Annotated in this window: 24 protein-coding genes and 2 pseudogenes; 20 read left to right on the top strand and 6 right to left on the bottom strand. The window is 62.8% G+C overall.

The window, feature by feature from the left end:
* The first annotated feature begins 64 nt into the window (after positions 1–64).
* From QN397_RS15680 to lplT, 4 genes are read left to right on the top strand one after another with little or no spacing between them, the layout of a single operon-like run.
* Positions 65–892, top strand: coding sequence for a hypothetical protein (locus QN397_RS15680; protein ID WP_323501380.1), 828 nt, complete (start codon positions 65–67; stop codon positions 890–892).
* Between the two features lie 7 nt (positions 893–899).
* Positions 900–1,367, top strand: coding sequence for a GNAT family N-acetyltransferase (locus QN397_RS15675; protein WP_323501379.1), 468 nt, complete (start codon positions 900–902; stop codon positions 1,365–1,367).
* The gene (locus QN397_RS15670) at positions 1,336–1,677 is read left to right on the top strand and encodes a hypothetical protein (RefSeq protein ID WP_323501378.1); all 342 of its coding nucleotides are present in this window, start codon (positions 1,336–1,338) and stop codon (positions 1,675–1,677) included. The genes QN397_RS15675 and QN397_RS15670 overlap by 32 nt, the downstream gene beginning before the upstream one ends.
* Positions 1,674–2,843, top strand: a complete 1,170-nt coding sequence (lplT, locus tag QN397_RS15665) for a lysophospholipid transporter LplT (protein ID WP_323495298.1) — start codon at positions 1,674–1,676, stop codon at positions 2,841–2,843. Before QN397_RS15670 ends, lplT begins: the two co-directional genes overlap by 4 nt.
* A 215-nt stretch (positions 2,844–3,058) precedes the next feature.
* Here lplT and QN397_RS15660 read toward each other — a convergent pair.
* A pseudogene (locus tag QN397_RS15660) lies at positions 3,059–3,160 on the bottom strand (transposase); the annotation flags it as partial.
* A gap of 513 nt (positions 3,161–3,673) precedes the next feature.
* Here QN397_RS15660 and QN397_RS15655 point away from each other — a divergent pair.
* The 12 genes from QN397_RS15655 (at position 3,674) to QN397_RS15600 (ending at position 14,025) form a co-directional block, all read left to right on the top strand.
* On the top strand, positions 3,674–5,410 hold the full coding sequence (locus QN397_RS15655; RefSeq protein ID WP_323501377.1) for a molybdopterin-dependent oxidoreductase: 1,737 nt from the start codon (positions 3,674–3,676) through the stop codon (positions 5,408–5,410).
* A 503-nt stretch (positions 5,411–5,913) separates the two neighbouring features.
* Complete coding sequence (locus QN397_RS15650; protein ID WP_323501376.1) at positions 5,914–7,248, top strand: integrase family protein; 1,335 nt, start codon at positions 5,914–5,916, stop codon at positions 7,246–7,248.
* Positions 7,249–7,313: 65 nt separating this feature from the next.
* A complete protein-coding gene (locus tag QN397_RS15645) occupies positions 7,314–8,453 on the top strand; it encodes a hypothetical protein (RefSeq protein ID WP_323501375.1) in 1,140 nt (379 codons plus the stop codon).
* 106 nt (positions 8,454–8,559) lie between these two features.
* Complete coding sequence (locus QN397_RS15640) at positions 8,560–8,811, top strand: hypothetical protein (protein ID WP_323501374.1); 252 nt, start codon at positions 8,560–8,562, stop codon at positions 8,809–8,811.
* On the top strand, positions 8,808–8,942 hold the full coding sequence (locus QN397_RS15635) for a hypothetical protein (RefSeq protein ID WP_323501373.1): 135 nt from the start codon (positions 8,808–8,810) through the stop codon (positions 8,940–8,942). The genes QN397_RS15640 and QN397_RS15635 overlap by 4 nt, the downstream gene beginning before the upstream one ends.
* Positions 8,935–9,066, top strand: a complete 132-nt coding sequence (locus QN397_RS15630; protein WP_323501372.1) for a hypothetical protein — start codon at positions 8,935–8,937, stop codon at positions 9,064–9,066. Before QN397_RS15635 ends, QN397_RS15630 begins: the two co-directional genes overlap by 8 nt.
* A gap of 48 nt (positions 9,067–9,114) precedes the next feature.
* Entirely contained in the window at positions 9,115–9,612 is a 498-nt protein-coding gene (locus tag QN397_RS15625; protein ID WP_323501371.1) for a DUF3102 domain-containing protein, read from the top strand.
* A complete protein-coding gene (locus QN397_RS15620; protein ID WP_323501370.1) occupies positions 9,609–9,800 on the top strand; it encodes a hypothetical protein in 192 nt (63 codons plus the stop codon). Before QN397_RS15625 ends, QN397_RS15620 begins: the two co-directional genes overlap by 4 nt.
* Positions 9,797–10,708, top strand: coding sequence for a toprim domain-containing protein (locus QN397_RS15615; RefSeq protein ID WP_323501369.1), 912 nt, complete (start codon positions 9,797–9,799; stop codon positions 10,706–10,708). The genes QN397_RS15620 and QN397_RS15615 overlap by 4 nt, the downstream gene beginning before the upstream one ends.
* Positions 10,705–12,579 carry a DUF927 domain-containing protein gene (locus QN397_RS15610; RefSeq protein WP_323501368.1) on the top strand — a complete coding sequence of 625 codons (1,875 nt, stop codon included), beginning with the start codon at positions 10,705–10,707 and terminating at the stop codon, positions 12,577–12,579. Before QN397_RS15615 ends, QN397_RS15610 begins: the two co-directional genes overlap by 4 nt.
* Positions 12,576–13,211, top strand: a complete 636-nt coding sequence (locus tag QN397_RS15605) for a hypothetical protein (RefSeq protein WP_323501367.1) — start codon at positions 12,576–12,578, stop codon at positions 13,209–13,211. Before QN397_RS15610 ends, QN397_RS15605 begins: the two co-directional genes overlap by 4 nt.
* Positions 13,212–13,371: 160 nt before the next feature.
* The gene (locus QN397_RS15600) at positions 13,372–14,025 is read left to right on the top strand and encodes a hypothetical protein (RefSeq protein WP_323501366.1); all 654 of its coding nucleotides are present in this window, start codon (positions 13,372–13,374) and stop codon (positions 14,023–14,025) included.
* A 450-nt stretch (positions 14,026–14,475) separates the two neighbouring features.
* Here QN397_RS15600 and QN397_RS15595 read toward each other — a convergent pair whose 3' ends face one another.
* On the bottom strand, positions 14,476–14,607 hold the full coding sequence (locus QN397_RS15595; protein ID WP_323501365.1) for a hypothetical protein: 132 nt from the start codon (positions 14,605–14,607) through the stop codon (positions 14,476–14,478).
* A 26-nt stretch (positions 14,608–14,633) separates the two neighbouring features.
* The gene (locus tag QN397_RS15590; RefSeq protein WP_323501364.1) at positions 14,634–15,557 is read right to left on the bottom strand and encodes a metallophosphoesterase; all 924 of its coding nucleotides are present in this window, start codon (positions 15,555–15,557) and stop codon (positions 14,634–14,636) included.
* Between the two features lie 80 nt (positions 15,558–15,637).
* On the opposite strand from QN397_RS15590, the gene QN397_RS15585 reads away from it, so the two are divergent.
* The 4 genes and pseudogenes from QN397_RS15585 to QN397_RS15570 all read left to right on the top strand — a co-directional run bounded on the left by QN397_RS15585 (position 15,638) and on the right by QN397_RS15570 (position 17,805).
* Positions 15,638–16,321 (top strand): NUDIX hydrolase, encoded by a 684-nt coding sequence (locus QN397_RS15585; protein WP_323501363.1) that lies wholly within the window; start codon positions 15,638–15,640, stop codon positions 16,319–16,321.
* 145 nt (positions 16,322–16,466) lie between these two features.
* Positions 16,467–16,763, top strand: a complete 297-nt coding sequence (locus QN397_RS15580; protein ID WP_323501362.1) for a hypothetical protein — start codon at positions 16,467–16,469, stop codon at positions 16,761–16,763.
* Positions 16,764–17,044: 281 nt separating this feature from the next.
* Positions 17,045–17,394 (top strand): annotated as a pseudogene (locus tag QN397_RS15575) (phospholipase D-like domain-containing protein); the annotation flags it as partial.
* Between the two features lie 12 nt (positions 17,395–17,406).
* Complete coding sequence (locus tag QN397_RS15570; RefSeq protein ID WP_323501361.1) at positions 17,407–17,805, top strand: hypothetical protein; 399 nt, start codon at positions 17,407–17,409, stop codon at positions 17,803–17,805.
* 18 nt (positions 17,806–17,823) lie between these two features.
* Here QN397_RS15570 and brxL read toward each other — a convergent pair whose 3' ends face one another.
* Genes brxL through pglX form a run of 3 tightly spaced genes read right to left on the bottom strand, consistent with a single transcriptional unit; the run spans position 17,824 to position 26,022 of the window.
* Positions 17,824–19,890: a protease Lon-related BREX system protein BrxL gene (brxL, locus tag QN397_RS15565; RefSeq protein WP_323501360.1), complete on the bottom strand. Its 2,067-nt coding sequence runs from the start codon at positions 19,888–19,890 to the stop codon at positions 17,824–17,826.
* Positions 19,891–19,898: 8 nt separating this feature from the next.
* On the bottom strand, positions 19,899–22,517 hold the full coding sequence (gene pglZ / locus QN397_RS15560; protein WP_323501359.1) for a BREX-1 system phosphatase PglZ type A: 2,619 nt from the start codon (positions 22,515–22,517) through the stop codon (positions 19,899–19,901).
* Positions 22,510–26,022 (bottom strand): BREX-1 system adenine-specific DNA-methyltransferase PglX, encoded by a 3,513-nt coding sequence (gene pglX, locus QN397_RS15555; protein ID WP_323501358.1) that lies wholly within the window; start codon positions 26,020–26,022, stop codon positions 22,510–22,512. Before pglX ends, pglZ begins: the two co-directional genes overlap by 8 nt.
* Between the last annotated feature and the right edge of the window lie 194 nt (positions 26,023–26,216).

Below are 26,216 nucleotides of genomic sequence, written 5' to 3'. Positions count from 1 at the left end.
CAAGCTCGAGTACTTCAAAGGCATGGGGCCGCTAGCGAGCTCCGTCATCGCCCCGCACTGCGCGGTGTTCAACGACGGTGCGCTCTCGGAGTCGTCGTTGGCGATCGCAATGAAGAGTGCCGGCTTGGCCTTTCCGATCGTGGTCAAGCCGGATCTTGGGCTGTGTGGTTATGGCGTTCAGCTGCTTGAAGACTTGACTGCGCTCAGGACCTATCTTTCGCGATTTCCCATCGGAGAAACCGCCGTGCTTCAGCGCTACTTGCCGCAAAAGGGCGAGGCAGGCATTTTTTATGCGCGCGATCCCCTCAGTGACCGCGGCCGCGTGATCGGCTTGGCACTGCGTTATTTTCCTCGTGTGATTGGGGATGGGTACAGCACTGTGGCAGAGCTGATCGCGGCGGATCCACGTGCACAACGGGTCAGATCTTCGCCGCGACATGTATGTCCCGTGCCGCTGACGGCGGTGCCATGCGCTGGTGAAGAGGTGCGTCTGGCGACCATCGGCTCGACTCGTGTCGGTGGACTGTATCGCGACGGTGCAGCGCACATTACGCAGCAACTCACGAAAGCCATCGATGCGGTGGCCCGCGACATGCCCGAATTTCACTTCGGACGCTTCGACGTGCGATTCGACAACTTGGAGGAACTCTCTGCCGGGCGTGGTTTTACTGTCATGGAGATCAACGGCGCAGGATCAGAAGCGATCGAGGCATGGGACCCCGGCACGGATGTGCTGCAAGGGTTTCGCATGATATTTGCCAAGCAGCGACTTTTGTTTGCGATTGGTGCTGCGCAGCGCAATGCCGGAACACGGCCGATCGGCCTGTTGGAACTTGCAAGACTCAACCGGCGCCAGATCCGACTGATCAGGCTCTATCCGCCTTCTAATTGAGTGCCGAGTGCCCACCCACGCCACCTTGATCACACAGTGGGCCGACTCCGAAGCCGAAGTTCGGGAGGCTCAGCGCCTGCGGTATCTGGTGTTTGCACAGGAAATGGGCGCGCGCCTCACACCACCGGAAGGCACCCCGTCCGGGGTCGACGCGGATCGATTCGATCCTTACTGCGACCACCTGCTGGTGCGTGCAGTCGGTTCCGACCATGCCGCAGGGCTGCTCATCGGAACCTACCGCGTGCTGACGCCAATGGCCGCTGAACGCGCCGGCGGTTTCTACACTGACACCGAGTTCGACCTCGCACCGTTGCACGCGCTGCGCAGTCGTGCAGTGAGAACTCGGCCGCTCGTGTGTGCATCCGGCCTGGCGTTCTGGAGCCGTGATCATGGCCTTGTGGACTGCGCTGGGACACTACATGGTCAGGCGCGGACTGGACACCATGATCGGTTGCGCCAGCATTGGCCTCGATGATCACGGCGCGACGGCCAGCCGGCTGTGGCGCCGTCTGTGTCATACCCATCTGGTCGAGCAGCAGTGGCGAGTCCAGCCGCGCGTTCCCTTGCCGCTTGCCGCTGCAAACGACGGCGATCGCAGCGACGCGCCCTGCGATGCGCCGCCACTGATCAAAGGGTATCTGAGATGCGGGGCCCGTCTGCTCGGCCCTCCCGCATTCGACGTGAAGTTCAATACCGCGGACCTGCCGCTGATCCTGCGAATGGACGACGTGACGTCGAGGTATCGCCGGCACTTTTTCGACATGACGACAAGTGCGGTCTTGTGAAAAAGCGGGTGCTGCTGCCAGTGTTGCTGGCGCAATTTTTCAGCTCACTCGCGGACAACGCACTGCTGACAGTTGCCATTGCGCTACTCATCTCGCGAGGTGCACCGGACTGGATGACACCCGCGCTCCGCGTAGCTTTCTATGCTTCTTATGTGTTGCTGGCGGCTTTTGCCGGCGCAGTGTCGGATGCCGCCCCAAAAGGCCAGGTCATGCTGATCACCAATCTGGTCAAACTCGTTGGCTGCGGACTTTTGGCTTGGGGCGTACAGCCGCTGCTTTGCTATGCGCTGGTGGGCCTTGGGGCGGCCGGCTATGGACCGGCCAAATACGGCATCCTGCCTGAATTGTTGTTGCCTGAAGATCTGGTTGCGGCGAATGGCTGGATCGAGGCGACTACGGTCGTATCGATCGTGGCCGGTCTGGCACTGGGCGGTGTGCTGGTCGAGACGCAAAGCGCGTTACCGGTCATTGCTGCAATTTTCCTGGCCTCCGCCATCGTCACGGTCTTGATTCCGCGAAGCCACGCCCGAAATCGCGCAGCGCTGGCGAATCCACGCCAACTGATTTTGTGTTTTGTGGATGCACTTGCCCTGCTGTGGCACGACCGGCAAGCACGCGCCTCGCTGGCCGTCACCAGCCTGTTCTGGGCGGCGGCGGCAGTACTTCAATTCATGGTGTTGCGCTGGGCTGGCGAACGACTAGGACTGCCCCTTTCACGAGCCGCGTTGTTGCAACTCGCCGTAGCGATCGGAATGGTGGCTGGAGCCATTGGAGCGGTACGTTTCGTAACTCTGAAGCGAGCGTTGCGCACACTGCCACTCGGCTTGCTGCTCGGGGCACTTGTCACCCTCATGGCATTCGCGACAGACGTCACTGTCGCTTTCGCATTGCTGTTGCTGATCGGAGCGTTGGCCGGGTTGCTGCTGGTGCCAATGAATGCCGTGCTGCAGAGCCGCGGCTTGCTGCTAATGCAACCCGGCCAATCGATCGCAGCCCAACATTTCTATGAGAGCCTGGCGTCGTTGTTGATGCTCGGGCTCTACGGGCTGCTGGTTGCGATGCAACTGCCTCTCATCGGCATATTGGTGGGCTTCGGCGCATTGTTAATCATGGCGTCGACTTGCCTGATTTTCGCCGGCGCCGATTCCAGCCGCGCTATCTGCTAACGACATGCCTGTGCTCGCCTGTAGTGCAAGCTCACATGCCTGCTGGCCCCAATGGTTTTCGCTGACGAGTTTCCCATCCGCAGATCGAGCTCTCCGCTCTTGATCCCTATCGGAGTGTCGCCGTCAAGGGCCGAACGCTCTGTCCCATCACACGCGTGTTCGCTTGCTCTCCTTCAAACTGCTTGTTCCGTTGTCTTCGTTCTGTTGTGGTCGTCCGTGCTCAGGTAAGCATCGCCGCGCTTGCTGGTGCCCAGCTGCGCTACCCGTCCACCGGTGCCGGTCTGGCGAGGGACCAATCCGACCCACGCTGCAAACTCCCCGAGCGCGATGGCTTCGCCTGGGTAGAGCTGCGCAAGGTGCCAATTTTTTGCGCGCGGAGACACGTAGGCGGAACAGGCCATCTGTATGGACTGTGTGTATGCACGCTGACCGATCGGTGCCCTGCCGCACAGACAGGAGCACCGGGAAGTCGCAGTCTGCTTGCTTGCCGTTCTGCCCCTCTCTAACCGACGCCTTCATGTTTCAACGAAGTGCTCTCGTTGCCGAGGTCGCCGAGGCTTACCGTTTCGCGCTTTATAGCCTCAGGCGTTGCCTTTGCGAGGGAAATGCCGCCGCCCGATCAACTCTGGCAGCCGCGCCGCATGCAACATGGCTACCGAGACGTTGGGTCGGGGAGGCCTTCCGGAGGCGCGACCAGAGCAAGTTTCGGCAATGCCAGCCTCCGGCAGGCGACCACGGATCGTTCGGCACTACTCGCACTGGTGCGGTCGCAGCCTACGCGTTGAAGTGAATACCTCGGTGTACGCAGCCAATCAAATGAAGGAGCTGGCATGAGCGGCGCGCCCCGGATCCCGCACACACACGATCCCTTGGCCGCGAAGCTGAGCGCCGCCGATGATCGCGTCCTGCTTACGAAATGGTTGCCGCCACAGGCAGGCGTAGTGCCGAAGGTTCGATTCGGCCGGCATTGGGTGAATGCGCTTTGGGCTTTGCCGCTGGTCTTCGTACTGATCGTCATTGGCGTGGCCGCGTCTCAAGCATTGCGACACGTCCCGGTGGTGCAGGAATTTTTAGTGCGCTATCCGGGCATTTCGACCTCCGCATTGCCGGTTACGACGGGCTTCCCAGCCTTGTTGCGGTTGCTGCATTTCCTCAACCTGTTTTTCATGGCTTTCATCATCCGTGCCGGCGTGCAAATTCTTGCCGACCACCCGCGGCTGTACTGGAAGCGCGACTGCACACCCGGGACCGAATGGTTTCGCTTCCAGGCCGCAGTGCCGACCGGTCGAATCTGGACCGCGAAGGACGACTCGGTCACCTTGCCTTCCTGGCTTGGCATACCCGGGATCCGTCACTCGATAGGCCTCGCGCGCTGGTGGCACTTTTCAGTGACGCTGCTCTGGATGATCAACGGAATCCTTTACTACGTTTTTCTGTTCACCACTGGCCAGTGGCTGCGCATCGTGCCGACGACATGGAGCGTTTTTCCGAACGCCGTCTCGACGGCGCTGCAATATCTCTCACTTACGTTTCCCGTCGATGAGAGTTGGACTCGGTACAACGGCTTGCAGCAGCTCGCTTATTTCATGACCGTATTCGTAGCTGCACCCACGTCTATCGTTACCGGCTTGATGCAAAGCCCGGCGATCTCGAACCGGCTCGGCTGGTTCGGCCGCGCACTGAACCGGCAGAAGGCTCGCTCAATCCATTTCATCGCGCTCTGGTGGTTTCTGCTCTTTATCCTCGCCCATGTCACTCTCGTCTTCATCACCGATGCTCGCGTCAACCTGAACATGATGTGGGCCGGTGTGCGTGATAACTCGTGGAGCGGCTTTGCCATCTTTGTCCCCGCCATCTCGCTGGTTGCTGTCGCCTGGTGGTGGGCCTCGCCGTTTACCTTGCGCCATGCACGGCTCGTGCAAAGGATCGGCGAATTCATGAGCCGGCCGTTCGGTGTTGCCACCCAGTCGTGGGACGCGAAGAGCCAGCTCACCGAGCAAGACATTTCGCCGCACTTCTGGCCCAACGGAACGATGCCAAACTCGACCGAGTTCGATGCGCTGGTCGCGACTGAATTCGCCGATTTCCGGCTGCGGATCGGCGGCCTGGTCGAAAACCCTGTCGAGCTGTCTTTCGCCGAGCTGAAGGCGATGCCCAAGCAAGAGCAGATCACGACCCACTTCTGCATCCAGGGCTGGTCGGGCGTAGCCAAGTGGGGTGGCGTGCCGGTGCGCGACATCCTCGATCTCGTCAAGCCGACACCCGAGGCCCGCTACGTCGTTCTCTACTCGTTGGCCGACGGTGGCGACGGCGGCCGTTACTACGACACACACAGCTTGGCGAACATGCGCCACGAGCTGACGATCCTCGCCTACGAAATGAACGGCGCCCCGGTCAGCGTGCTGCATGGCGCACCGCTTCGGCTGCGCTGCGAAAACGAGGTCGGCTTCAAGATGGTCAAGTGGATTGCGGCCATCGAGCTCGTGCACGATTTCGCCGATCTCGGCGCGGGCCAAGGCGGCTACAACGAAGACCACGAATTCTTTGGCTACCGCGTGCCGATCTGATTGGGTCTGACGCCGCATCCGTAGCGTCAATTTCTGGTGGCCCAGAGCGGATATCGTCTTGCTTCGCAGCCAACGCAACGCGTGCCAGCTCTGGTAGTCGATGAGCATCAAGCGGCTATGCGTGCCCGATGGTGCTGAAAATCTTGATGCAAGACGCCAGGAATAAGCTCGGCCATTGACCAAAGAAAAAGCCTCCTTGCGGAGGCTTTAAGAAAACGAAAAAACGCTCTCTTGTGAATTTGCTAGCACCCGTTTAAAGGTTAGCGATCACTATCGCGGTTTCCCGCGTATTTGTGGTGCCGGAGAGATGAATCGAACACCCGACCTTCTCATTACGAATGATGCGATGGCAATATTCGGGGGTGTTCGCTTCTGTCGATATAATCCATGTAATCAACAACTTAGCAATTAATTGCGAGAAGTTTTCGAGGCAGGTTGTTGATCGATATGCCCCAAAATAGCGAAAAAGTGGCTACATGGTGGCTACATGGATCGGAGCCCGCATGGCAAGACCGCGCACAGACAGCGCCCCGGACCTCACCCGCCCCGTCGATCTGACGGCCGGCGCGATCACGCGACTTGCGTGCCCCCCCGACAAGGATCAGGCCTTCCTGCGCGACGCCAAGGCACCGGGGTTGCGTGTACGCGTGACCGCGGCGGGCGCGAAGTCGTTCGTGTTCGAGGCCAAGCTGGACCGCAAGACCATCCGCCGCACCATCGGCGACGTGCGGGCCTGGTCGATCGATGATGCGCGCGTAGAGGCCAACCGGCTGCGCGTCACGCTCGACGGCGGCATCGACCCGCGCGAACTCGAACGCGAGCAAGCCGCCGCCAAGGCGCGGCGCGAGGTCGAAAGGGCCGCGAAGGCGTTGATCGTCGCCGAGGTGTGGCCGCTCTATCTCGCAGAAGGCAAGCCCAAGCGCCGTGATGCCTGGAAGCCGGGGTACTTGGCCGACCTCCAGCTGATGGCCTCGGAAGGCGGCAAGCCCAAGAAGCGCGGCGAGGGCTTCACCCGGCAAGGACCCCTCTACCCGCTGCTGGCGTTGCCGCTCGGCCAGGTGAACGAGGACGTGCTCAAGGCCTGGTTCGACCGCGAGGCGAAAGCCGGAAGGCATCAGGCCGCCCGGGCGCTCATGATGTTTCGCGGCTTCCTGCGTTGGTGCTCGACACGGCCGGAATATCGCGCGCTGGCAGACCGTGACGCGGGCAGGGCGTCCGCGATCCTGGAGAGCCTGCCGACCAACACGCACCGAACGGATGCGCTCGAAGCCGCCCAGGTGCCCGGCTGGTGGGTCGGCGTGGAGCAACTGGGCAACCGCACCTCGTCCGCCTACCTGCGCGCACTGCTGCTGACTGGCGCCCGCCGCGAAGAGCTGGCCGCGCTGACCTGGGCGAATGTGGATTTTAAGTGGCGCAAGCTCACCTTGGCCGACAAGATCGACGCGACCCGCACCATTCCGCTGACGCCTTACCTTTCGCAGATGCTGGCCGCGCTGCCGCGCACGAATTCCTTCGTCTTCGCGTCCAGCAGCAAGTCCGGGCGCATCGCCGACACCCGCGCCAGCCACGCCAAGGCCCTGAAGAGCGCTGCGATCAGCGGCCTCACGATTCATGGTCTGCGTCGTTCGTTTTCGCTGCTTGGTGAGCGTGCTGGCGCGCCGGCCGGCGCCATCGCGCAGGTCATGGGGCACAAGCCGAGTGCGACCGCCGAAGGCTACAGGCCGCGAACCATCGACGACTTGCGCCCGTTCCTCGAGCAGATCGAGGCCTACGTATTAGAACAAGCCGGCGTGAAATTCGATTCTGCTGCGCCGCGCAAGCTTCGCGCCGTCGCATAGCAGCGATAGCGCCCGACGACTGCCCGAACGCTGCTCACGGAAGCAACAGAACGAGGAGACGAACGATGTCCGCCGAAATCTTTTACGCCGAGCCGGGCAGCACCGCGTTGTCGGCACGCGTCCTGCTGGAGTGGCTCGCGACGAGGGCCGTGGCTCCCCTTGCGGCGACTTCCCGGATCGCGCTGCTTCGCAAAAGTACGGTCGGCAAAAAGCAGAACACGAACTCTTTCTTGGAACTCCTGGGTCCCGACGACCTCATGTTTCTTGAGGCAGCATGGGCAATGTTGCCGGGCATCAAGAATGCGACGAGGGCCGAGTGGCCGAAGTACCAGGACGCATTCGCCCATGCGATCCGCGCGGCAGGCAAGGACGCGCCCGACTGGAGTGTTCAGGCCCAGTTCGAAGGCCCTTGCGAGCTATCTGAGCGAGGGTGCAAAGAGGCGTACAAGAAGCACGTCTGTGCTTTGGGCAAGTTGATCAAGGGCGGAGAGGTCCATGCGCTGCGGGCCGACGGGCCGCGCGCCGTGTCGTTGTCCAAACATGTGCTCCTGCCCATCGAGGATGTTCGAAAATATCTCGAACTCTGTGGATTCGCGTTTGAGTTCGGTAAGCCGCCGCACCTCGCAGCCGAACCGCTCGCACCAATGCATGAATGGCTGGCGATGGAGGCGGCCAAGGTCGGCCGGTACACGCTCGAAAGGGCCGCGGAGATATTGAAATCCGCAGCCGGCGAGCGAAAGGAAGCGATCCAACCAAAGTTGGAGGCGGCGGCGAAATCTGGGCTGCTGCCCGTCTATGAACCTGGGCAGAACGCGCGGCGCGAGTGCGACGACAACATGCGCGTGCGCCCGTTCTACGACGAGGCCTTCTGGGACGACTTGAACCACTGGTTCAAGGCTCACACGCGCATCACGTACCGGTTCCCAGCACCGATGGCCCCTTCTCCAGCACAGGCCGCCGAGCCACCTCCAGCGCCCCTACAGCGCATCACCGCAACTGCGGCGCAGGACGCCGCCATCCTGTCGGCCATTCGGGCCAAGGGCCTAGACCCGCTGGCGCTTCCGAAGAACGAGGCGGGACAGCCTGGTCCGAAGGCTGAGATTCGTTCCACCTTGGATGGCCAACCCCCGTTCATCGGCTCGACGATCTTCGGCAAAGCGTGGCAGCGTCTCCGCCAGCGCGGGGAGATCGTCGACGTGATCTAGGACTGCCCACGGGTGTCCCCCCAAATTGGGGACACGGGGAGACTTGCGGGGGAGGATAGCTGCCCGGAAACCATCAACGCACATCAACTACTTGAGGTGCTAACAGATGGAATCGCAAGCTACTCGCAGCTCCGGCAACCGCCACGCTGCAACCGACCACCCGGCATTTCCGCCGCTGGAGGACGTAAACCGCCCCACGGTGCCCACAAACCAGGCCGGGTACTACTTGGACCGCCGCCCGCAGACTCTGCGCGGCTGGGCCTGTAAGGAGGACGGCCCGTTCCGCCCCATGCGCATCAACGGCCGTCTCGCCTGGCCGGTCGCCGACATCAAGCGCTTGCTGGGGGTGCAGCAGTGAAACACAGCACCCATTTCTTCGAGGGCCGGCGCTTCATGAAGGCCGTGATCGTGCAGTCGGCCCTTCGCGGCTGGCTGCCCCAAAGCGTGGCCGACTGGCTGATCCAGCGTGGAGGACTCAGCCATGTCTGACCGCAAATCCAGCGCAGGCAATGCCCAGCGCACCCGCATCATCGCCGCACTTCGGTTGCGTTCCCACAGCACGATCAACGACGCCCACACCTTCCTGACCCAGGTGACGCGAGGTGCGACGTGAGAGACGAAACTGAGATCATCGACGCCGGCCAGTTCTCGCCGTCGGAGATTGCCGAGAAGATCAACACCACGGTGCTGGCGGCCGAAGCGATGGCGCGCAGCACTCCAACACGCCTTGGAGGCAGGAGCGCTGCTCAATCAGGCAAAGGCCAGAATCGCGCACGGCAAGTGGAACGAGTGGCTGGCCGTCAACTGCCAAGTCGCTCCCCGGACGGCGCGCGGCTACATGCGTCTGGCGACGGCCTACCCCACCTTGCCAGAGTCAGAACCGCAGCGCGTTGCCGATTTGCCGGTGCGGGAGGCGGTCAAGGCGATTGCCACCCACCCGTCCCCTCCGGCGCGGCCGAGGGCCGCGCTGGGGGCGAATCGCGAAGACAGCGATCGTGTCGTCGAGAGGTTCCAGGCGACGGCCAAGATTGTTCGCGAGGCCTCGCGGTGGATCTCCCACGGCAAGCCCCTCGAGGGCGGCAAGGTGACGACGCTGCGCAACCAACTTCAAGCCATTCTGAGCGAGCTCGATCCCCTGCAGGGGCGCGACGCAGCATGAACACGGTCGACAAGAAGCGATTCGCCACTTTGGCGGCGCAATTCGCGTTCTGTGGCCATGCGCTCGTCAAGGACAGGCCCGACGACAAACAGGCGCCTTTCTATGCGTGCCGGTGGGGCGGGATCAAGCCCTTGAAAAGTCTGGACGCTGCCGAGCGGCATGTGCGCCAGATCGGAGGTGGACGATGATCCGCGATCCGATCGACAGCTTCAGGCACGCCATAGCATCGGCCGGGATGGAGCCGCCCGCCGACATTCACGGCGACGGCAAGATCTATCGCTTCAGCCCCACAGGCAAACGCCGTGACGATGCAGCGTGGTACGTGATGCATCTGGACGGCACGCCGGCTGGTGCCTTCGGCAACTGGCGAGATGGTCTCGCGCAGTGTTGGTGCTCGAAGTCCGAGCGCGAGATGACGCCGGCAGAGCGGACAGCGCTGGCCCGGCGCGTCGAGGCGGTGAAGCGCCAACGCGATGCCGAGCAACACCAACGGCATGCCGATGCGGCGGCGACGGCTGCGATTCGCTGGGGGGCTGCTATGCCTGCGATGGTCCATCCGTACCTGACCACGAAGGGTGTTCGCGCTCACGGCGTGCGGGTCGACGGAGATTCTTTGCTGATCCCGATGCGCGACAGCTCGGGCAATCTGCACAGCCTTCAGACCATCGCGCCCGACGGCACCAAGCGCTTCATGCCCGGCGGTCGGGTGACGGGCTGCTACTACAGCGTAGGTCGCCCCAGCGGCCGAATCGTGATCGCTGAAGGCGTGGCGACAGCTCACACGATCTTCGAGGCCACCGGCATCGCGACGGCTGCGGCCTTCTCGGCGAGCAACTTGATGCCGGTGGCGCGGGCCCTGCGCGGCCGGTTCCCGTGCGCTGATTTGCTGATCGCTGCCGACGACGACGCAGCCACGGCGGGCAATCCGGGGCGTGCCTGCGCCGAGCAGGCTGCGCTCGCCGTCGGCGGTGTGGTCGTACTGCCCCAGCACCAGGCGCGCGATCCCGCCCGCTCGTGTGACTTCAACGACTTGGCGGCGCTGCCCGGTCTTGGTGCCGTGCGCGCCTGCTTTGCAGAAGCGGGGGCGCTGCCATGAGCGATTTGTCGGAACTGATCTTGGATGACGTTTCAGCCGTTGCAGCCGTTCAAGCCAACAGCCATGCAGGTTCCGATGAAACGGCTCCGAAAGCGACAGCCGTTGCAGGCGTTGCAACCGAGCAAGCCGAGCCCGCCTTCCTTGTCCCCGGCGAGGCCGACCGGCCGCGTTTCCGCGTGTTGGACGATTGGACCGAACACGACGGCCAAGTGCTGCGTCCCGGTGTATGGCACTTCGGCATCAAGGCCGGCAAGAGGGAGGACGCGCCGCCCGTGCTGTCTCAGCAGTGGGTCTGCAGTCCCCTGCACATCGAGGCCGTGACCACTGACGCCACCGAAGGCAACTTCGGGCGGCTGCTGAGATTTCGCACTACCCTCGGCCAATGGCGCACCTGGGCCATGCCGATGGAGCTGTTGCGCGCCGATGGCAGCGACCTGCGCGGCGAGCTGCTGGCGATGGGCCTGGAGATCGACCCGAACGGCCACCGCATCCTGGCGCAGTATCTGCAGGCCACCACGCCGCAGCGGCGCATCCGCTGCGCGCTGCAAACCGGCTGGGCTGGCGATCGCGTGTTTGTGCTGCCCGACGAAGTGATCGGCCCCGGCGCTGCCGGCGTGGCCTACCAGTCCGGCGAGCGCGGTGCGGACGAGTACGCCCAGCGCGGCACGCTCGAAGGCTGGCGTGCTGGAGTTGCGGCACTGGCAGTGGGCAATCCGCTGTTGATGTTGGCACTGTCCGCCGCCTTCGCCGGCCCGGTGCTGGCGCGCGCCAACGCCGAGAGCGGCGGCATTCACCTGGTGGGCGACAGCAGCACCGGCAAGACCACTGCCATCGAAGCGGCGTGCAGCGTGTGGGGCGGGACTAACTTTCGCCGATCCTGGCGGGCCACTAGCAACGGCATGGAGGGCGTGGCGGCGCTTTTCAACGACTCGCTGCTGGCACTGGATGAAATCAGCGAATGCGACCCGCGCGAGGTGGGCGCCATCGTCTACAGCCTGGGCAATGGCCGTGGCAAGCAGCGCGCCAGCAAGACCGGCGCCGCGCGCTCCGTAGCCCGGTGGCGTTGCAGCGTGCTGTCCAGCGGCGAGCGCACTATTGGCACTACCATGGCCGAGGGCGGGCACCGCATCAAGGCGGGGCAGTCCGTGCGCCTGCTGGATGTGCCGGCGCAGCGGCGCCATGGGGCATGGAACAGCCTACACGGGCACGCTAGCGGTGCGGCCTTCTCCGACGCCCTGCGCGCCGCCAGCAAAGCCAACTACGGCCACGCGGGTCGCAAATTTCTGCGGGCGCTGACGCATGACGCAGAGACTGACATTGCCGCCGCGCTAGAGGCCATGAAGGCGCAGCCGGAGTTTCATTCTCCCGATGGGCAGGAAAAGCGTGCCGCTGCGCGCTTCGCGCTTCTGGCGCTGGCTGGCGAGCTGGCGACGGAATACGGCATCACCGGTTGGTCATCAGGCGAAGCCACCGCCGCCGCCGCCCAAGCATTCGCGTCCTGGCGAGCGTTGCGTGGTCCCGTGCTCGGCAACCTGGAACGCGATCAGGTGCTGACCAAGGTGTCGGGCTTCATCGAGCGCCACGGAGATAGCCGCTTCTCGGGTGTGGACTCGGCCCATGACGTGACCGTTCGCGATCGCGCGGGCTGGTGGGAGGACAGCGACGCCGGGCGCGTCTACCTGTTCACTGCCGATGGCATGCGCGAGGCCCTCAAGGGTTTCGATTTCGCCCGAGGGCTAGACGTGTTGCAGGAAGTCGGCGCGCTGCCGCAACCCGGCGCCAGCGCCGAGCGCTCGCGGATGCGCCGTATTTGCGAGCGGCCGGTCAGGGTGTACGCCATCGACGTAGCCCGACTGGAGGTGACATCATGAGCATGGGTGTCCTGAAAGACCTGTTCGACCAGTTGGAGCAGCGCCACGCGCCAAGCTCTGCAACGCCTGAAACGGCAGGCGTTTCACCAGCCGTTTCAGCGCAACCCGCGCCAGTGTTGGCCCGTACGCCTGAAACGTCTGAAACGGCAAATTCGGACTATTCCGGCAATCAGGTCGTAGAGCCGGCCGCCAACGACCCCGAGCCCGTCCTGGTCGGTTGGAGCGTCAGCGGCCTGGAGGGTGCCAGTCCCGCTACGGTGGCGAAGTTCCGCGCCGCCACCCAGGCGCTGGACCGGCAGATTGCCGTTGAGGGTGGCTCCACCGACCCCGACCGCTCATGCTGTCCGCACAGCTCGGCCATGAACACGGCGGAGATCGACACCTTCACGGCCAGGGTGGACCGATCCGCCCAACTGGGGCTGCCGCCCGACCGAGCCGAAGCCATCGCAGACAAGCTGGCGATCCGGGATCGCGAGGGCGACGACCGCCGCATGTGCGTCGAATGCGGAAACCTCAGTTCAGGGCGTCGGTGTGCCGCATGGCAACGCGCGGACATCGGAGGATCTTCCGTTGGCGAGCTTCTGATCTTCTTTCAACGCTGCCCGGCCTACCGTGACCGCATCCAATCATGAGCCCAATTTCGACAACAATGCGCGCGCGCGCGGTGGCCGCGGAGCGCCTCGACGCTGCGGACGAGGGCCCCGGCACCGGAGGTCAGCTTGGACGAGCGGCGACGACGCTGACTGCCTGGCCTACAACGCTTTCGCCGACATCGGAGGAAGGACCGCGACCGTGACCACCGCAAAGACCGATTCCAGTTCATCGCCGCCCTCGGCAAAACGCCCGCGGCGGCCGTCTTCCAAGATCCAACATGACGAGGTCGTTGACGTCGCAGACCAGCGAGCGCGACGCGGCCCTCAGACCCGCAATCAAGTCCAGTCAGGGCTGGTGGAGCGAGGCGGTAAATCCGCATCCCTGCAAGCCAACATCGTCGCGATCGGGGGCGCCGCGTCCGCAAAGGCCGGACAACGGCCCGTCTCGCGCGAAAAGTTGGATGCGCTGGGGCTCAACGCCGTGGCGGACCTGATCGCATCGGGCACCAGCTATCGCGAAGTCGCCAAGAAAGCGGGCGTCAGTTATGGCGCGCTGCAGGATTGGATCAGGATCGATGCCGACCGCTCTCGCGCGTGCGCGCGTGCGCGCGAGGCCTCGGGGCAGGCCAATGACGAGATGGCGGAGGCAGTCATCCTTGCAGCAACCGACCTGTTCGAGCTCGCAAAGGCGAGGGAGCTCGCGGTGCACTACCGCTGGCGCGCGAAGGCTGTGAACCCAAGGAGCTACGGCGACCGTACCGCGGTCGACGTCAATGCGAGGGTCGAAATCAAGGCATCGGAACTTGATGCGCGCATCGAAGTGTTGTTGCGAAAAGCAGAGGGCGGGCGTTGAAGCCAGTCAAACGTCACGTGAAGGCGCTTTCGAACTGGGCTCGCTTGTCCCGCGTTCGAGCGACGCCCCATTGATGAACTGCGTTGACGGGAAAGGCCCTTTCGCGGCAGCTTCGTGTGGGGCAAAGCCAAAGCTTTTTGAGTACCTTTGGTATCCCCAAACGTTGCCCAGGAAGGATTGCAGCCGCGCCAAATCAGGAGGCAGTTGGATGCCGGCGTCGTCGCGAAGCTCCGAGGAAAACGGACATGCGCTCTCGGTAAATTGGGGTTGGAACTCATCTTCTAGAACTTATTTTCTGATGGTTCGTATGTTTGCGCGTTCCCGTACGGAATCTTGTACGGGGTCATGATCATCTTGCTGTACTCGACGCCATCAGGCAGTTTGGATTCCGTCAGATCGAATGCCTCGGTCCGAACCGGGAAGCCCGTGTCGAGTGCACGAAAGCGTAGGTCATAGTGACTCGGCGCGATTGCGCCTGCAGTGCCCGATGGCCACCTCCGCCTCATCGATCTCGCCCAGGCGGTAGCGCTCGCTCTCGTCCATGTAGTGGAAGTTGTCGTCGACCATCACCACGTAGCTCATGTCGTCTCCTTGTTGTGGGTCCGAGTTCACCCCGCCGCGACGAAGCGCCCGCTGTCCAGCTCCTGCTCGCCATCCCAGCGGTACGCCACGAGCGGCCCGGCCTTCGCCGCCGACCAGTCCAGGCACGCCACCTTCGCGGATTGCAGGTGCGGCGTGCCCTCCATCCAGTAGTGCCCGATGAACACCGGCGCGCCCGTGACCGGCGCTCCCGGATAGCCGTCGAGAAGGGCACAGTCAGGCACCCGATCACGCTGGTTGGCCCCGACGATCGCGACGTCACGGTAGCTGCGCGCGTCTTCGTGCCACCATTTCGTCCGCACGTCGTACCGCTCGATGCCACCGTGGTCCACGAAGGAGTGGCCATCGGGCAGGGCGATCTCCAACCCCTTCGTCAGGCCCTCCATCGCCAGATACTCGGGCGAACCCCGGACATAGGCCGCGCGCAAGAAGTCCTCGCTCATCGGCATGCCGGGCCGCAACCGCTCGGCGACCAAGTCGACATAGGGCTGGTGCCACCAGGCGTGCACCACCCGGGCGCCGCCCAGGTCCAGCGCCGGCGGCAAGGTCTTGAACCACTTGACAAGCTCGAGGTGCAGGGAGGACCCCAGCCCGACCTGTTGCAGGAACTCGGCATGCTGCGAGACGTTCTTCGCGCTGTGCCCGCGCAGGAATTCGCTCGGGTCGTCCAGGCGCGGAGTCATGTACCCGATCGCGTTGAATTCGTGGTTACCCATGACCGAGCGCGCGTGCCCGGCATCGATCATCGACCGGACAATGTTGACCACCTCGACTTGGTCTTGCCCGCGGTCGATCAGGTCACCCAGGAAGATGGCTTGGCGTCCCTGGGGTGGCACCCAACTGACTCCTTGGGGCGCATACCCCAGCTTGCGCAGCAGCGCATCTAACTTGCCGGCTTGGCCGTGGATGTCGCCGATGAAGTCGTAGCCCATGTATCGTTTTCTTTGTTAGTTGCATGATGCAACGAATGTAGTATGATCCGCTTCGTTGACAAATGCAACTAAGTGAATCCATGGCCACGCAATCAACTGGATCGATGCCCAATTTCTACCCGATGCCATTCACGCGCATCGAGATCGCGGTGATGAGTCTGATCGAAGGAAAGCTGCGGGTGCTACTGGCTCGCCGGGCCGAGGCGCCGTATGCAGGCAAGTGGGCACTGCCCGGCGGGGTCTTGAGGATCGACCTGGATGCATCTCTCGACGACGCGGCCCAGCGCGTCATGCGCGAACGCCTTGGCCTCGAGATGCCGTTCCTGCGGCAGCTCACGACCGTCGGTGGCCCGAAGCGTGATCCTCGAGCGCCTTGGGCCGTGAGCATCGTGTACCGCGCGCTGGTGCCTGCGGACGACATCCGACCCGAGGCAGGCAAGCGCATCGAGGCCTTGGGGTGGCGCCTGGTGAAAGACGCCGTGGCCGATCGGGCGCTCGCCTTCGATCATGCGAGTCTTGTCGAGCAGGCGGCCCGAATCACGCGATCCGAGGTGGACGACCTGCAGCTTCCGTTTGGGTTCCTGCCCGGGCAATTCACGCTGGGCGAACTGCAACTCACCTGCGAGCAGTTGCTGGAGCGGCCGCTGGACAAGTCCAGCTTTAGGCGCCGGTTGGCAGACCGCGATCTGTTGGAGCCGGTCGAGGGCGCGATGAAGACTGGCGCCTTCAGGCCGGCGCAGCTCTATCGCAAGAAGGCGCCCTGACCGGGCGCCCGCGTCACGCACCTTCCGGCTTGAACCGATCGATCCATCAGACCCCAACGAAAGCCCATGCCATGCCGATCCTCCTGAACCGCGGCCAGATCCTTGCCAGCCTGATGGGCCTGGGCCCCCATTTCGGAGGTCGGCCATGAACTGCAAACCTGGTGATCTGGCGATCATGATCAGCGCGCCGCCGCGAAACCCGCAACTGCTCGGCACCATCGTCAAGGTGCTCAAAGTTTCCCCGGGCTTCAAGTTCGAGGAGTTCGGCGGTGTCTTCCCGGGGTGCCTTGTCCGTCCGCCGCGGACGGCGTGGGGCGACAATGGCAAGCTGTCCGACACGGGGTGGGTTCAGGATTGGCGCCTTCGCCCGATCCGCGACCCCGGCGACGACGCCAAGGACGGTTCGCTTTGCCCCCAGCCGCTGGAGATGGTGCTGCCGTGAGAGGCGCATCGGAGCGCCTGTTGGCGGTGCTGCCTTAGCTTACGGCGATGAGCGCCATGCTCCACTCCTTGAGTTGATGTAGGCGCAGCGCTGGTGATTGCAAATACGATCTCTTGCCGGGGGCAGCCTGCTTGGCACGCCTAGAGAATCACTTTCAGGGCCGTCCTCAATTTTGGGTAGATCCAGACCAACCGGCCCCCGTACCCTCGCTGCACCATGGAATCCAGCGACACCCACGATCGTCTCCGGCTTGGCCTCAGTTCTCAAGGTGGGGTGACTGGCCGCTTACCGTGCAGGCGCTCCTCGACGCAAAAAAGCGGGGCGTGGACGTGCAGGTCCTGATCGACGACCGGGGCAACCGAAGCAAGGCCAGCATCGCCGCTCAGAACCTGATCGTGAACGCGGGCATCCCGATCCGCACAATCTCCGCCTATGCGATCCACCACGACAAGTACATCGTGGTCGATGGGCGCTCCACCGAGACCGGGTCCTTCAACTACAGCCAAGCCGCCGCCCGCTCAAACAGCGCGAACGTCCTGGTCGTCTGGAACACCCCCAGGTCGCCGCCAGCTACCTCGTGCACTGGGAGAGCCGTTGGGCGAAGGGCGTGCCCGTCACGTCCACCTTCTAAGCGGCGGACGGGTTGAACACCTCACTCGCAGGCATCAGTGCCGAAACGCTCAAGGCGTTCATGAAGATCGCGCTCGGGATGGTCGTGATCTTCGGTGCCTACGTCGGCTATGGCATGTACCGAGAGCCCATAGCCGAGGCGGACGCCAAACGCTTTTGCGCGTCGATCAAAGTCGGTGACCCCTCGGAGGGACTCCCCGAGAAGGCGCTCGCGGCCGGTGCAGAAACAGCGTTCGCGAAGTGGGCCGACTCGCTCGACAAGCGCGTGACAAGCAAGGAACGCCACCTGTCGGCCATATTCACTGGAGCTCCGCCCTTTTCGCGGCACATCTGCGAGATCCCGATCATCATCCGTACCTACGAAATCCTGCGACAAAGGTCCGATGCACCGGCGAGTCGACTGGTCTTGTAAATCAGTCCATCGCATTTGCTACTCAACGCCTAGCGCTTTGAAAACAGCATCTACCGGATCCGAATAGAAGCTGGTTTGGAACTTCGCGAACAGTTCCCCCGGCACCGACGGAATGTCGGTCACGCTCGACATCGGCAGCAGGATCCGCTTCGCGCCCGCGTCGAAGGCAACCTGCAGACTCTCCGCCAAGTTACGCGCCGGCGTGATCGTGCCGCCCAAGGACATGTCGCCCATCACGACCATCTGGCTCTGCAACGGCTTGCCCAACGCGGCCGAACACAGCACGATAAAGCTGGCCAGGGTCAACGCATCCGGCGCCCCGGCGCTCTGCAACTCGACCAGGTGAAGGTGGAAGTCGCGCTCGGTCGGATGTATCGACGCGCTCACCCGGCCGGCGTTGGCCTTGAAGAAGTCGAAGGCCACGCGCACGGGCTCGCGCGAGATCGGGCCTGAAACCGACAGCTTGCCACCGCCGGCCATCGCCTGGATCTCCATGCGGTACACGCCCGGCATGCCTCCTTCGCCCATGGTGATGGTGTGCAGGACGCCAGGGCTGAGCCGACCCTCGGGAATCAGCCCGCCACCGCCCTGCTCGGGCACCGAGATGAAGCGCTCCTGCATGTCCTCCAGGTCGATATAGGAGAAGTGCACGTCGTAGAACTCCATGCCGCCGATCTTTTTGAGCTGCTCCTTCACGCGCCGGCGCACTTCCAGTGCGTACTCCAGGCACTTGCGCACCGTGTCCTTGGTGTAGGCCCCGTCCGGACAGATCAGCTTCAACAGGCCCGACACGGTGCGCCGCACGGCGATGGTGTCGCGCTGGTTGAGGTTGTTGCCCAGCTTGAAGTGTTTGTCGATCGCGTCGGCAAAGCTGCGCTTGCGCATCTCACGCGTCCATTCCGCGAGGTAGTCCACGATCAGACCGTATTGGTCGGTGAAGAACTCGGGCCGCATCTTCGGGATCTCCCATCCCGGCACGTAGGCATGGAAGCGGTCGAAGAAGGCCGAGTCGATCATCACGTCCGGGAACGGCGCGAACAGGTGGCTGGTCTTGACCAGAGATTCGACCGACTGCCCCTGAGGCAGATTGCCGACGAAGACCATTGCGGCGCCGGCGCTAATGGACTCTCGCCCCCGGCTGAATGAGCCAGACGCCATGTAGTCCTTCATGATCTGGACGCCGTCGTTATCTTTGAAGTTGATACCGGCAACTTCGTCGAAGGCCACCACGTCCCACAGGCCCACCAAGCCCACCTTGCGGGCGCTCATGTTGTAGAACAGGTTGGCCACCGTGGTCTGGCCGCCGGACACCAGGATGGAGTTCGGGCTGATCTCCTTGTAGAGGTGGCTCTTGCCGGTGCCACGGGGACCCAACTCACACAGGTTGTAGTTGTTCTCCACCAACGGAATCATCCGCGCCAGCAAGTGCCACTTCACGCGTTGCTTGAAGCAAGTGGGCTCCATACCCGTCGAGCGCAGCAGGGCATCGATCCACTGCTCCTCGGTGAACCCCTTGCGGCCCGCAAACAGTTCCTCCATATCCAGGTTGGGCATCTGGATCGGCTTCAGGTCCGACACCACGAATGGCGATGTGCGCTGGTTCTCCTCAAAGCGGTACTGCAGCGTCACGATGCACCAGATGCCTCCGACCAGCAGCTTCTCAAACTGGCGCACGTACGAGTCGGGCACTTCGGCATTCTTGATGCCAAGGTTGGACAGCAGTGCCTCGTAGGCATCGCGGTTCTCGTTCAGCCTCACCGTGACCTTGTCGATCACCTTGAAAGACCCGCGTTCCCGGATCTTGCTCTTGACCTTCTCGGCCTCGTCCGGTCGCACGTAGTTTTCGGCCAGGATGCTCTTGACCGTGACCAGGCCGGCGCGAATGGTTTCGGCGTCGTCCGACGCGCAGTACATTCCGAGCAGGTATTCCAGTACGTAGACGGGAACGTTCGCGCCTTCCTTGATCAGTTTGGTCAGGTCCTTGCGCACCACGCGGCCGGCAAAGTGCTCGTTGAGCAGCTTGTCCAGCCCCGCGTCGAGGGTGGCGGCAGATTCAGAACCAGCCGGTGCAGTTTCGTCAGCCATAGCGGCCCTTAAAAGTCATTGCTGAATGCGAGGTCGATGCGCAATGAAGCGCGCCATGCCTCGGCTTTTGTCTTGGCGTCTCGGGCCACCAGGAAGTAGTCCTTCGCACGATCGTATGTGCCCGCAGCCAGCGTGAGCATGGCCGAACGCTTGCGCTCGTCGAGCATCGGCGACGTGCTGTCGAAGGTGATGGCGAGCTCGTCGCTGATGGGTTTGTCGCCATCGCGGATGGTGAACAGCAAGGTGATCGGCAGCACACGCTCGGACACCGCCTCGGTCTGGATGAACTCGAAGCGCTGCTTGTTGGTGACCACCTTGTTGCTAGACCCGAGCAGGCTCACTTCCACCTGCTTGGTCCGAGCCTTCTCGGTTTCGCTTTCCTTGACGACGATGACCGGCACCACCACCTCCTGCGGCATGGCGCTGCCATGCACAAAACGCGCCCCGCCCACGAAGTGAAAGCGGCCGGCGCCCTTGGGGACCAGGAAGTCGACGCTGCCGGCGCCCTCATCGGTGCCGGCCGTGGTGGCCGTGTTGCCCGCCCAGGCGTTCTGCATCGGCCACATGCCTCGGCCCAGGATGTAGCGCTTCTTAGGCTTCAACACGCCCGGCATGCCTTCCTCCACCGTGTGCCGATCAGCCTCGTCCAGGGCAGACTCCTGGTACATGAAGCCGTGGTCAGCGGTGACGAAAATCGTCGAACCGTTGAGGTTGTTGACGATGAAGCTCACCAACTCCGACAGTTCCTTAGTGGCCTGCGCCGTGGCCTCGAAGGTCTTGGCCTCCGAGCCTCGCTTGTCGCCAATCATGTCGATCAGGTCGTGATAGACGTAGACCAGCTTGTGCGGCCTTACGAACTCGCGACCCTTGTCCTTGCCCTTTGCCATCAGGTCGTCCCGGCCAATGGCTACGCCGCCATGCCCGGCCAGGATGGCCGAACGCTGCTCCAGCGTTGACGAGGGTTTCCCATCTACCGTCACGTCCAGCGATGCATTGCCCTTGTAAGCCAGCCGCTGGTGCGGCAGCAGGCTGGCCATGCCCAGCGCGGTGTAACTGGGCAACACGCCCAGCATCGCGTCCAAGCGCGCCTTGACCCGGTTGCGGGCGTTGAGGTCGGCCACCAGCTCAGCCGCAGCCTCGAAGCGGAAGGCATCGGAGATGACGACGAACACGCGCTTAGCCCCGCCATTGAAGGCCGGTTCGACATGCTGGGCATAAAAGTGCTGCTGGTTGACGACGTCGTTCAGCTTCCAGGTCGACAGCAGGCCCGCCGGCCCTTCGACGACGGCACCCCAAGCGGACGCCAGCTGGCCGATGAACCAGCCGGAGTAGGCATCTTCCATGCGGTCGCGCAACTCATGCAACAGCGACCAGCCCATCGGCTCCACAGCCTCCGTCGCCCGCATGAACCAACGGTACAGCAGGTCAAACCGGAACAGCTCGGTGCGATACGCCTGAAACGCCGCCGCGGCATTCGGGAAGCTGAACCCCTGTCCGTGCTTGGCCTGCAGCTCGAAGAAGCCTGCAGCGGCTGCCAGCGCGCCGTAGCTGGCCGCGAGGGCCCGAGTGGCGTCATTGGCCCCCGCCAACAGAGGATTGGCCCAATGGCCATCGCGCCGTCGTGCGATGAGGTCGCGCACCGAATCCATGTTGGCGCCACTGCCGCCAATGATGCGAGCCTTGAGATCGCCGATCACGCGCTTCTCGATGGCCTCGAACGTCATCGCGTCGGCCAGCTCCTCGGCCTGCATCGATGCCAGCAGTGTGGCGATCTTCAGCTCGTCGGCCACCAGGCCTGAAAGCACGTCGTAGCTGGCGTAGTTGGCCATGTCAGTGCGCCAGCGGCTGGCAAACACCGATGCCTGCGCCGCCTTTGCGCGCGCGTCGATCACGAAGTGCGCCAGTGACGCGGCGGTGCTGTGGATGCCGTTACAGAAGTCCGTGGCGAACAGGCGGTACAGCAGGCCCCGCAGCGTCGGCTCGTCACTGCCGGGTTCCCGATACCCGAACTCGCGCTCCACCAAGCTCCAGAACGCAGGCTCCAGGTCGAACGCCACCAACTCGTCGAGCACCTTGGGGCGGCCGCCCAAGTCACCGCCTTCCGCCGCCACGGCCGCAAACACCTTCAGCAAAATGGCCGACGGGTCCGCTGTCTCTGCCCGCGCCACAGCGGCGATCATCTTGCGGTCCAGGTCGTCGGCGGTGTCTGCCGGCTGCACCCAGCGCTTGATGCGGTCGAAGCGGTCACGGGCGCGCAGGTACTTGGAACGGTCCTTCAGGTGATCGCGCAACGCCCTGGTGGTCAGGCCCAGCTCCTCCAATTGAATGGAAGCCGTGTCCGCGCTGAAGGGCTTGGACCGCAAGCGCGCATCCAGCAGCCAGTCCTGCGCGGGCTCGGGCTCATCAAACGGCGCATAGACCAGCCAGCGCGCACCCGCCTCGCGCTCGATCCAGATCTTGGCCTGTAACGCAGGTGTGCGGTCGAGCCGCAGCACCTTGACGCCCTCGATGTCGATGCCTTCGATCTGTGTGGCGAACTCGCCGCCGGCATCGTTCCAGAAGACCAAGGCATGGCCCTCTTGAAACAGACGCGTCAACGCTGCGAGGAAGACAGGCGCACTACTCATCGCTGCCGCCCGTGATGGCCTTGGATTCCGCGACCAGGTCGCCGAACTTGGCGTAGTTCACCTTCACGCCGTCGTCGAGGTCCAGCGTGATGCGCATGTCGGCGTAGTGGCGCACCTTCTCGTCGTAGGCCAGCAGTTCGATCTGCTTCTTCTTCAGCAACTCGATCTTTTTCTGCACCTTGGTACGGGCCGCTGCCGACGAGGCCGTTGCCAGGTCCTCCTCCAGCATCTCTAGCCTGGAAACCATCTTGCCGATAAGCGGCACCACATACCCAGTACGCAGGCGAGCTAGGGTGCCCTCGGCGTAGCGATGTAGGTAGATCAGGGCTTGGAACGCGCCTTGTTTGCCGCTGGAGAAGAGCCAGTAGATCGGGCGCTTCTTGTAGGCCTGCAGGTGATCCTTGAAGAACTTGTCGGTTAGGTAGCGGCGGATCGTGTGGTCGGGCGCATCACTGCCTTTGGCACCGAGACTCTCGGCCACCCAGGTCATGTTTTCCTCCAATGTGGCGGCGCCCCAGACCGCGAGAACGAACTCGCGCACGCGGCTAGCGGCGTCGTCCTCAAACCAGCGTTCGTCAGTGAGCGGCAAGATGCCGTCGGCGTCGGCGGGGAACTTTTTCTCATAGCGGCTCGGATCGAACCTAGCACTGCCGGCGTGCGCGTATACCAGTCCCGGTTCGTCCAAGCTGTAGCGGCCCATCATGCAGCCGATGGCGTTTGAAATCAGTCGCTGGCAGTCCTTGTCGCGAGCGGCGCGCACCAAAGTGATTTGAGTGTCGAGAACTGCTGGAGAAAGCTCATCCTGAAGTCCATACGCCTCGATGAAGGACTGATTGTTGGATTCTTCGATCTTTCGGAGGCCTGAAAGTCGCTGAGTACATAGATGCTCCCATCGCGACCATGAGCCAGCAACACTTTCAGAACCTGCACAATCCCACGCCCCGACAATTCCTTGAAAGTCCCACGACTCCTCGCTTGAGTCCCAGTCCGCCTTTGCGATCTGAACAGCCGCTTGTGCGCGCCTCGAAACATCGCTCCTATCAACAGGCGCGATGTAGGGCAAAAGGCCGAAGGGCCCCTCGTGGTAATCCATGGTTTGCGACAGAGCGCCAAAGAATTGCTGTGCAACCTTGGTGTTCCCAAATGCCAACAAGTCATTGATGTCAAATCCACTGCGTGGGAAGCAGACGGCCCCCTTTGATTCAAAAATGAATCCCTCCGGGGAGTAGCGCATTGAGAAGTCACTTGAAGTCAAGGTGGACCACGTGGCGCCGGCTCGACCATAGTATTTCTCATTGCGGATCGACGATCCGGGGTGGGCCCTCAGCTCCTCCCCATTCCTGCGCCAATCAACAACATATTCATTGTTGCCGTACCAGCGCCGATACGAACCACCCTTTTGAATTGGAACCCAGTGGGCAACCGCGCGATCAGGCCCAAGCGGGGTAACTTCCGCAAATGACACCTCGTGCCATCGTCGCAAAAATCTGTCGTTCTCGCCGGTGTCCAGTCCCTTCCGCGGCTCGGATACGGTTTGAATCAAAACCCCGCCCTTCCACGCAGATCGCACTCTGTCGCTAGCCCAGTAAGCCAAGGGATGCCCGGGGACATCGGAAAAGCTCTCTTGATGCCTTACGAAGTCGTCATCCGTTTTGCGATCTAGGAAGACCTGTTGCTTATCTGCGTTCTTGGCCGCGGAATTCAGGTTCACGTAGGAGCCGTGATAGGCCTTCAACTTTGAGTCAAATATTGAGAATGCGCATGCTTGCGCAATCTTCGAGTTCATCTCGGGAAAACTATTGAAACCAACTTGCACTAGCGAGCTTATCGTGGCGCCTTCTAGGATTTGACGCCTAAGTTCTTCGAACGTGGAGATGAACATCCAGCTCTGCATTGTGACGAGTGAAGAAATGCCAAGGCCGTCCTTCGCGAGCCCCATTGATCTGAGGATGAACATCGCAAACAGATCAGCCTTTCCTGGCCCCAAGTGCTGCTCGGCCCAGTCCTTCAGAAAACTCGGTAGGTTCTTTCCCCCCATGTACGGCGGATTCGCAACAACTGCGTCAAACCGGGTACTCAGCACCAAGGTCTGGCGAACTAGCGGTAGCACATCTCTCGCTGCCTGCTGTGCATACAGGTCGCCATTCAGAAGCGCCGTTTGCAGACCTGCGGTTACCTCTGACAATTGCCCGACTAGCGCTGGCGGGACTTCGATCAGCGAGCCGAATGTCTTGGCGTTCTCGAAGGTCTCAAGCATCATCTTGAGCAACGGGCGCGAGAGTCCGAAAGGCGTAAGGGAACGGCCCAATTCATCCAGTTCGAGTCCTTTGCTCTCCTGCAGGCTCAAGACATTGACCTTGGGCGGATCGTCAAAGAGTCGCCGGTCGTCGGCTCGCGCTTTCATCAGCAGGGCGAAGGCGGCAAGTTGGGCGGCCCGGTCGTCGATGTCTAGACCGTAAAGGTTTTTCTCCAGGATCAAGCGCGGAATAGCACGGGGCTGGTAGCCGCGCTCCAGGTAGATGGCCTTCAGCAGGTCATAGGCCACCACCAGGATGTGTCCGCTTCCGCAGGCCGGATCCAGCACTGTGATGGCCTCGGGGTCCAGCGTCTCGCCGTCCTCGCTGATCCGCGCCTGGATCAGCGCATCCAGCTGCGCCTGTACCTCTGATGTCTGCTCCGCCGGATGGATGTAGTACGGCCACATGCTAGCCAGTGTGCTCGTCGGGTTGGCCATCAGCCACAGGCGGCCGACGCTGTTCTGCACCAGGTACTGCACGATCCAGTTGGGCGTGAACAACTGGGTGGCGGCGGGGATGTCCTCGCTCTTCACCACCTTGCCGATGACCTGGTCCTTCTTCTCGCTGATGTAGAACTGGTACAGCCAGCCGATGACCTCGATCTCTTGCCAATCTTCCTCGGGCACCGACTCGACCAGCTTCGCCACGATGGAATCCGTGCGCAGGAGGTTCTCTGGCAACAGCAGTTCGGTCTCGTCGTCGATGCGCTCGAACAGGAAGGGCATCACCCGCGACAGCTCATTGCACTGGGCCACCAGCAGCAACTTGTAGAGTTCGTTGTCCTGGTTGCCGGCCAACTGCATCTCGCGCGCACGGTCTGCGTTCAGGCCCGGCAGCGTCAGCTCGCTGGCATGGCGCAAGATCTCCGGCAGGCCACCATCACGGCTGGACAGCACGCGCCAGCCGTGGCCCAGGTAGTCGTGGATCTCCATATAGCGCAGCGCGGCGAAGCGGTTGAACCAGGTGTAGGCCACCTCGTCCATGGTCTGCTCGAAGCCATGCCGCTTGATGCGGGTGACGAGTTCATCGCACTGCCCGGCCACCTTTGCGGGCCACTCCCGCCCGTCGATGATGGCAACATCGCCACGCAGCTGGGCGGGCACGGTGCCAGCGGCTGAGATGCCAAGCACGTTGGCGCGCTCGGTCACCGCCTTGATGAAGTCCAGCCGCGCCTTGGGCGCGTAGCTCTTGAGGTTGGCCTTGTTCACGTCTGTCCCTGGCTGTCGTTCTTGTCGTGCCTACTGGATGCGGGCACGGTGACCCGAAGCGATGGCCGCCATCAGCTCGGCACGGAGCTTGGCCACGTAGTCGTCAACCTCCTGTTCGGTTTCCAAGTAGGTCTTGGCGCCCAGGTCTGCGATGCGAACCACGCGGATCGGCTTGGCGGCGGGCGGCGCGGGTG

The sequence above is a fragment of the Variovorax sp. RTB1 genome, assembly GCF_035018765.1.
Lineage (GTDB): Bacteria > Pseudomonadota > Gammaproteobacteria > Burkholderiales > Burkholderiaceae_C > Variovorax.
The sequence above is the reverse complement of the archived record's forward strand: the minus strand, read 5'-3'. Positions and strand labels throughout refer to the sequence as shown.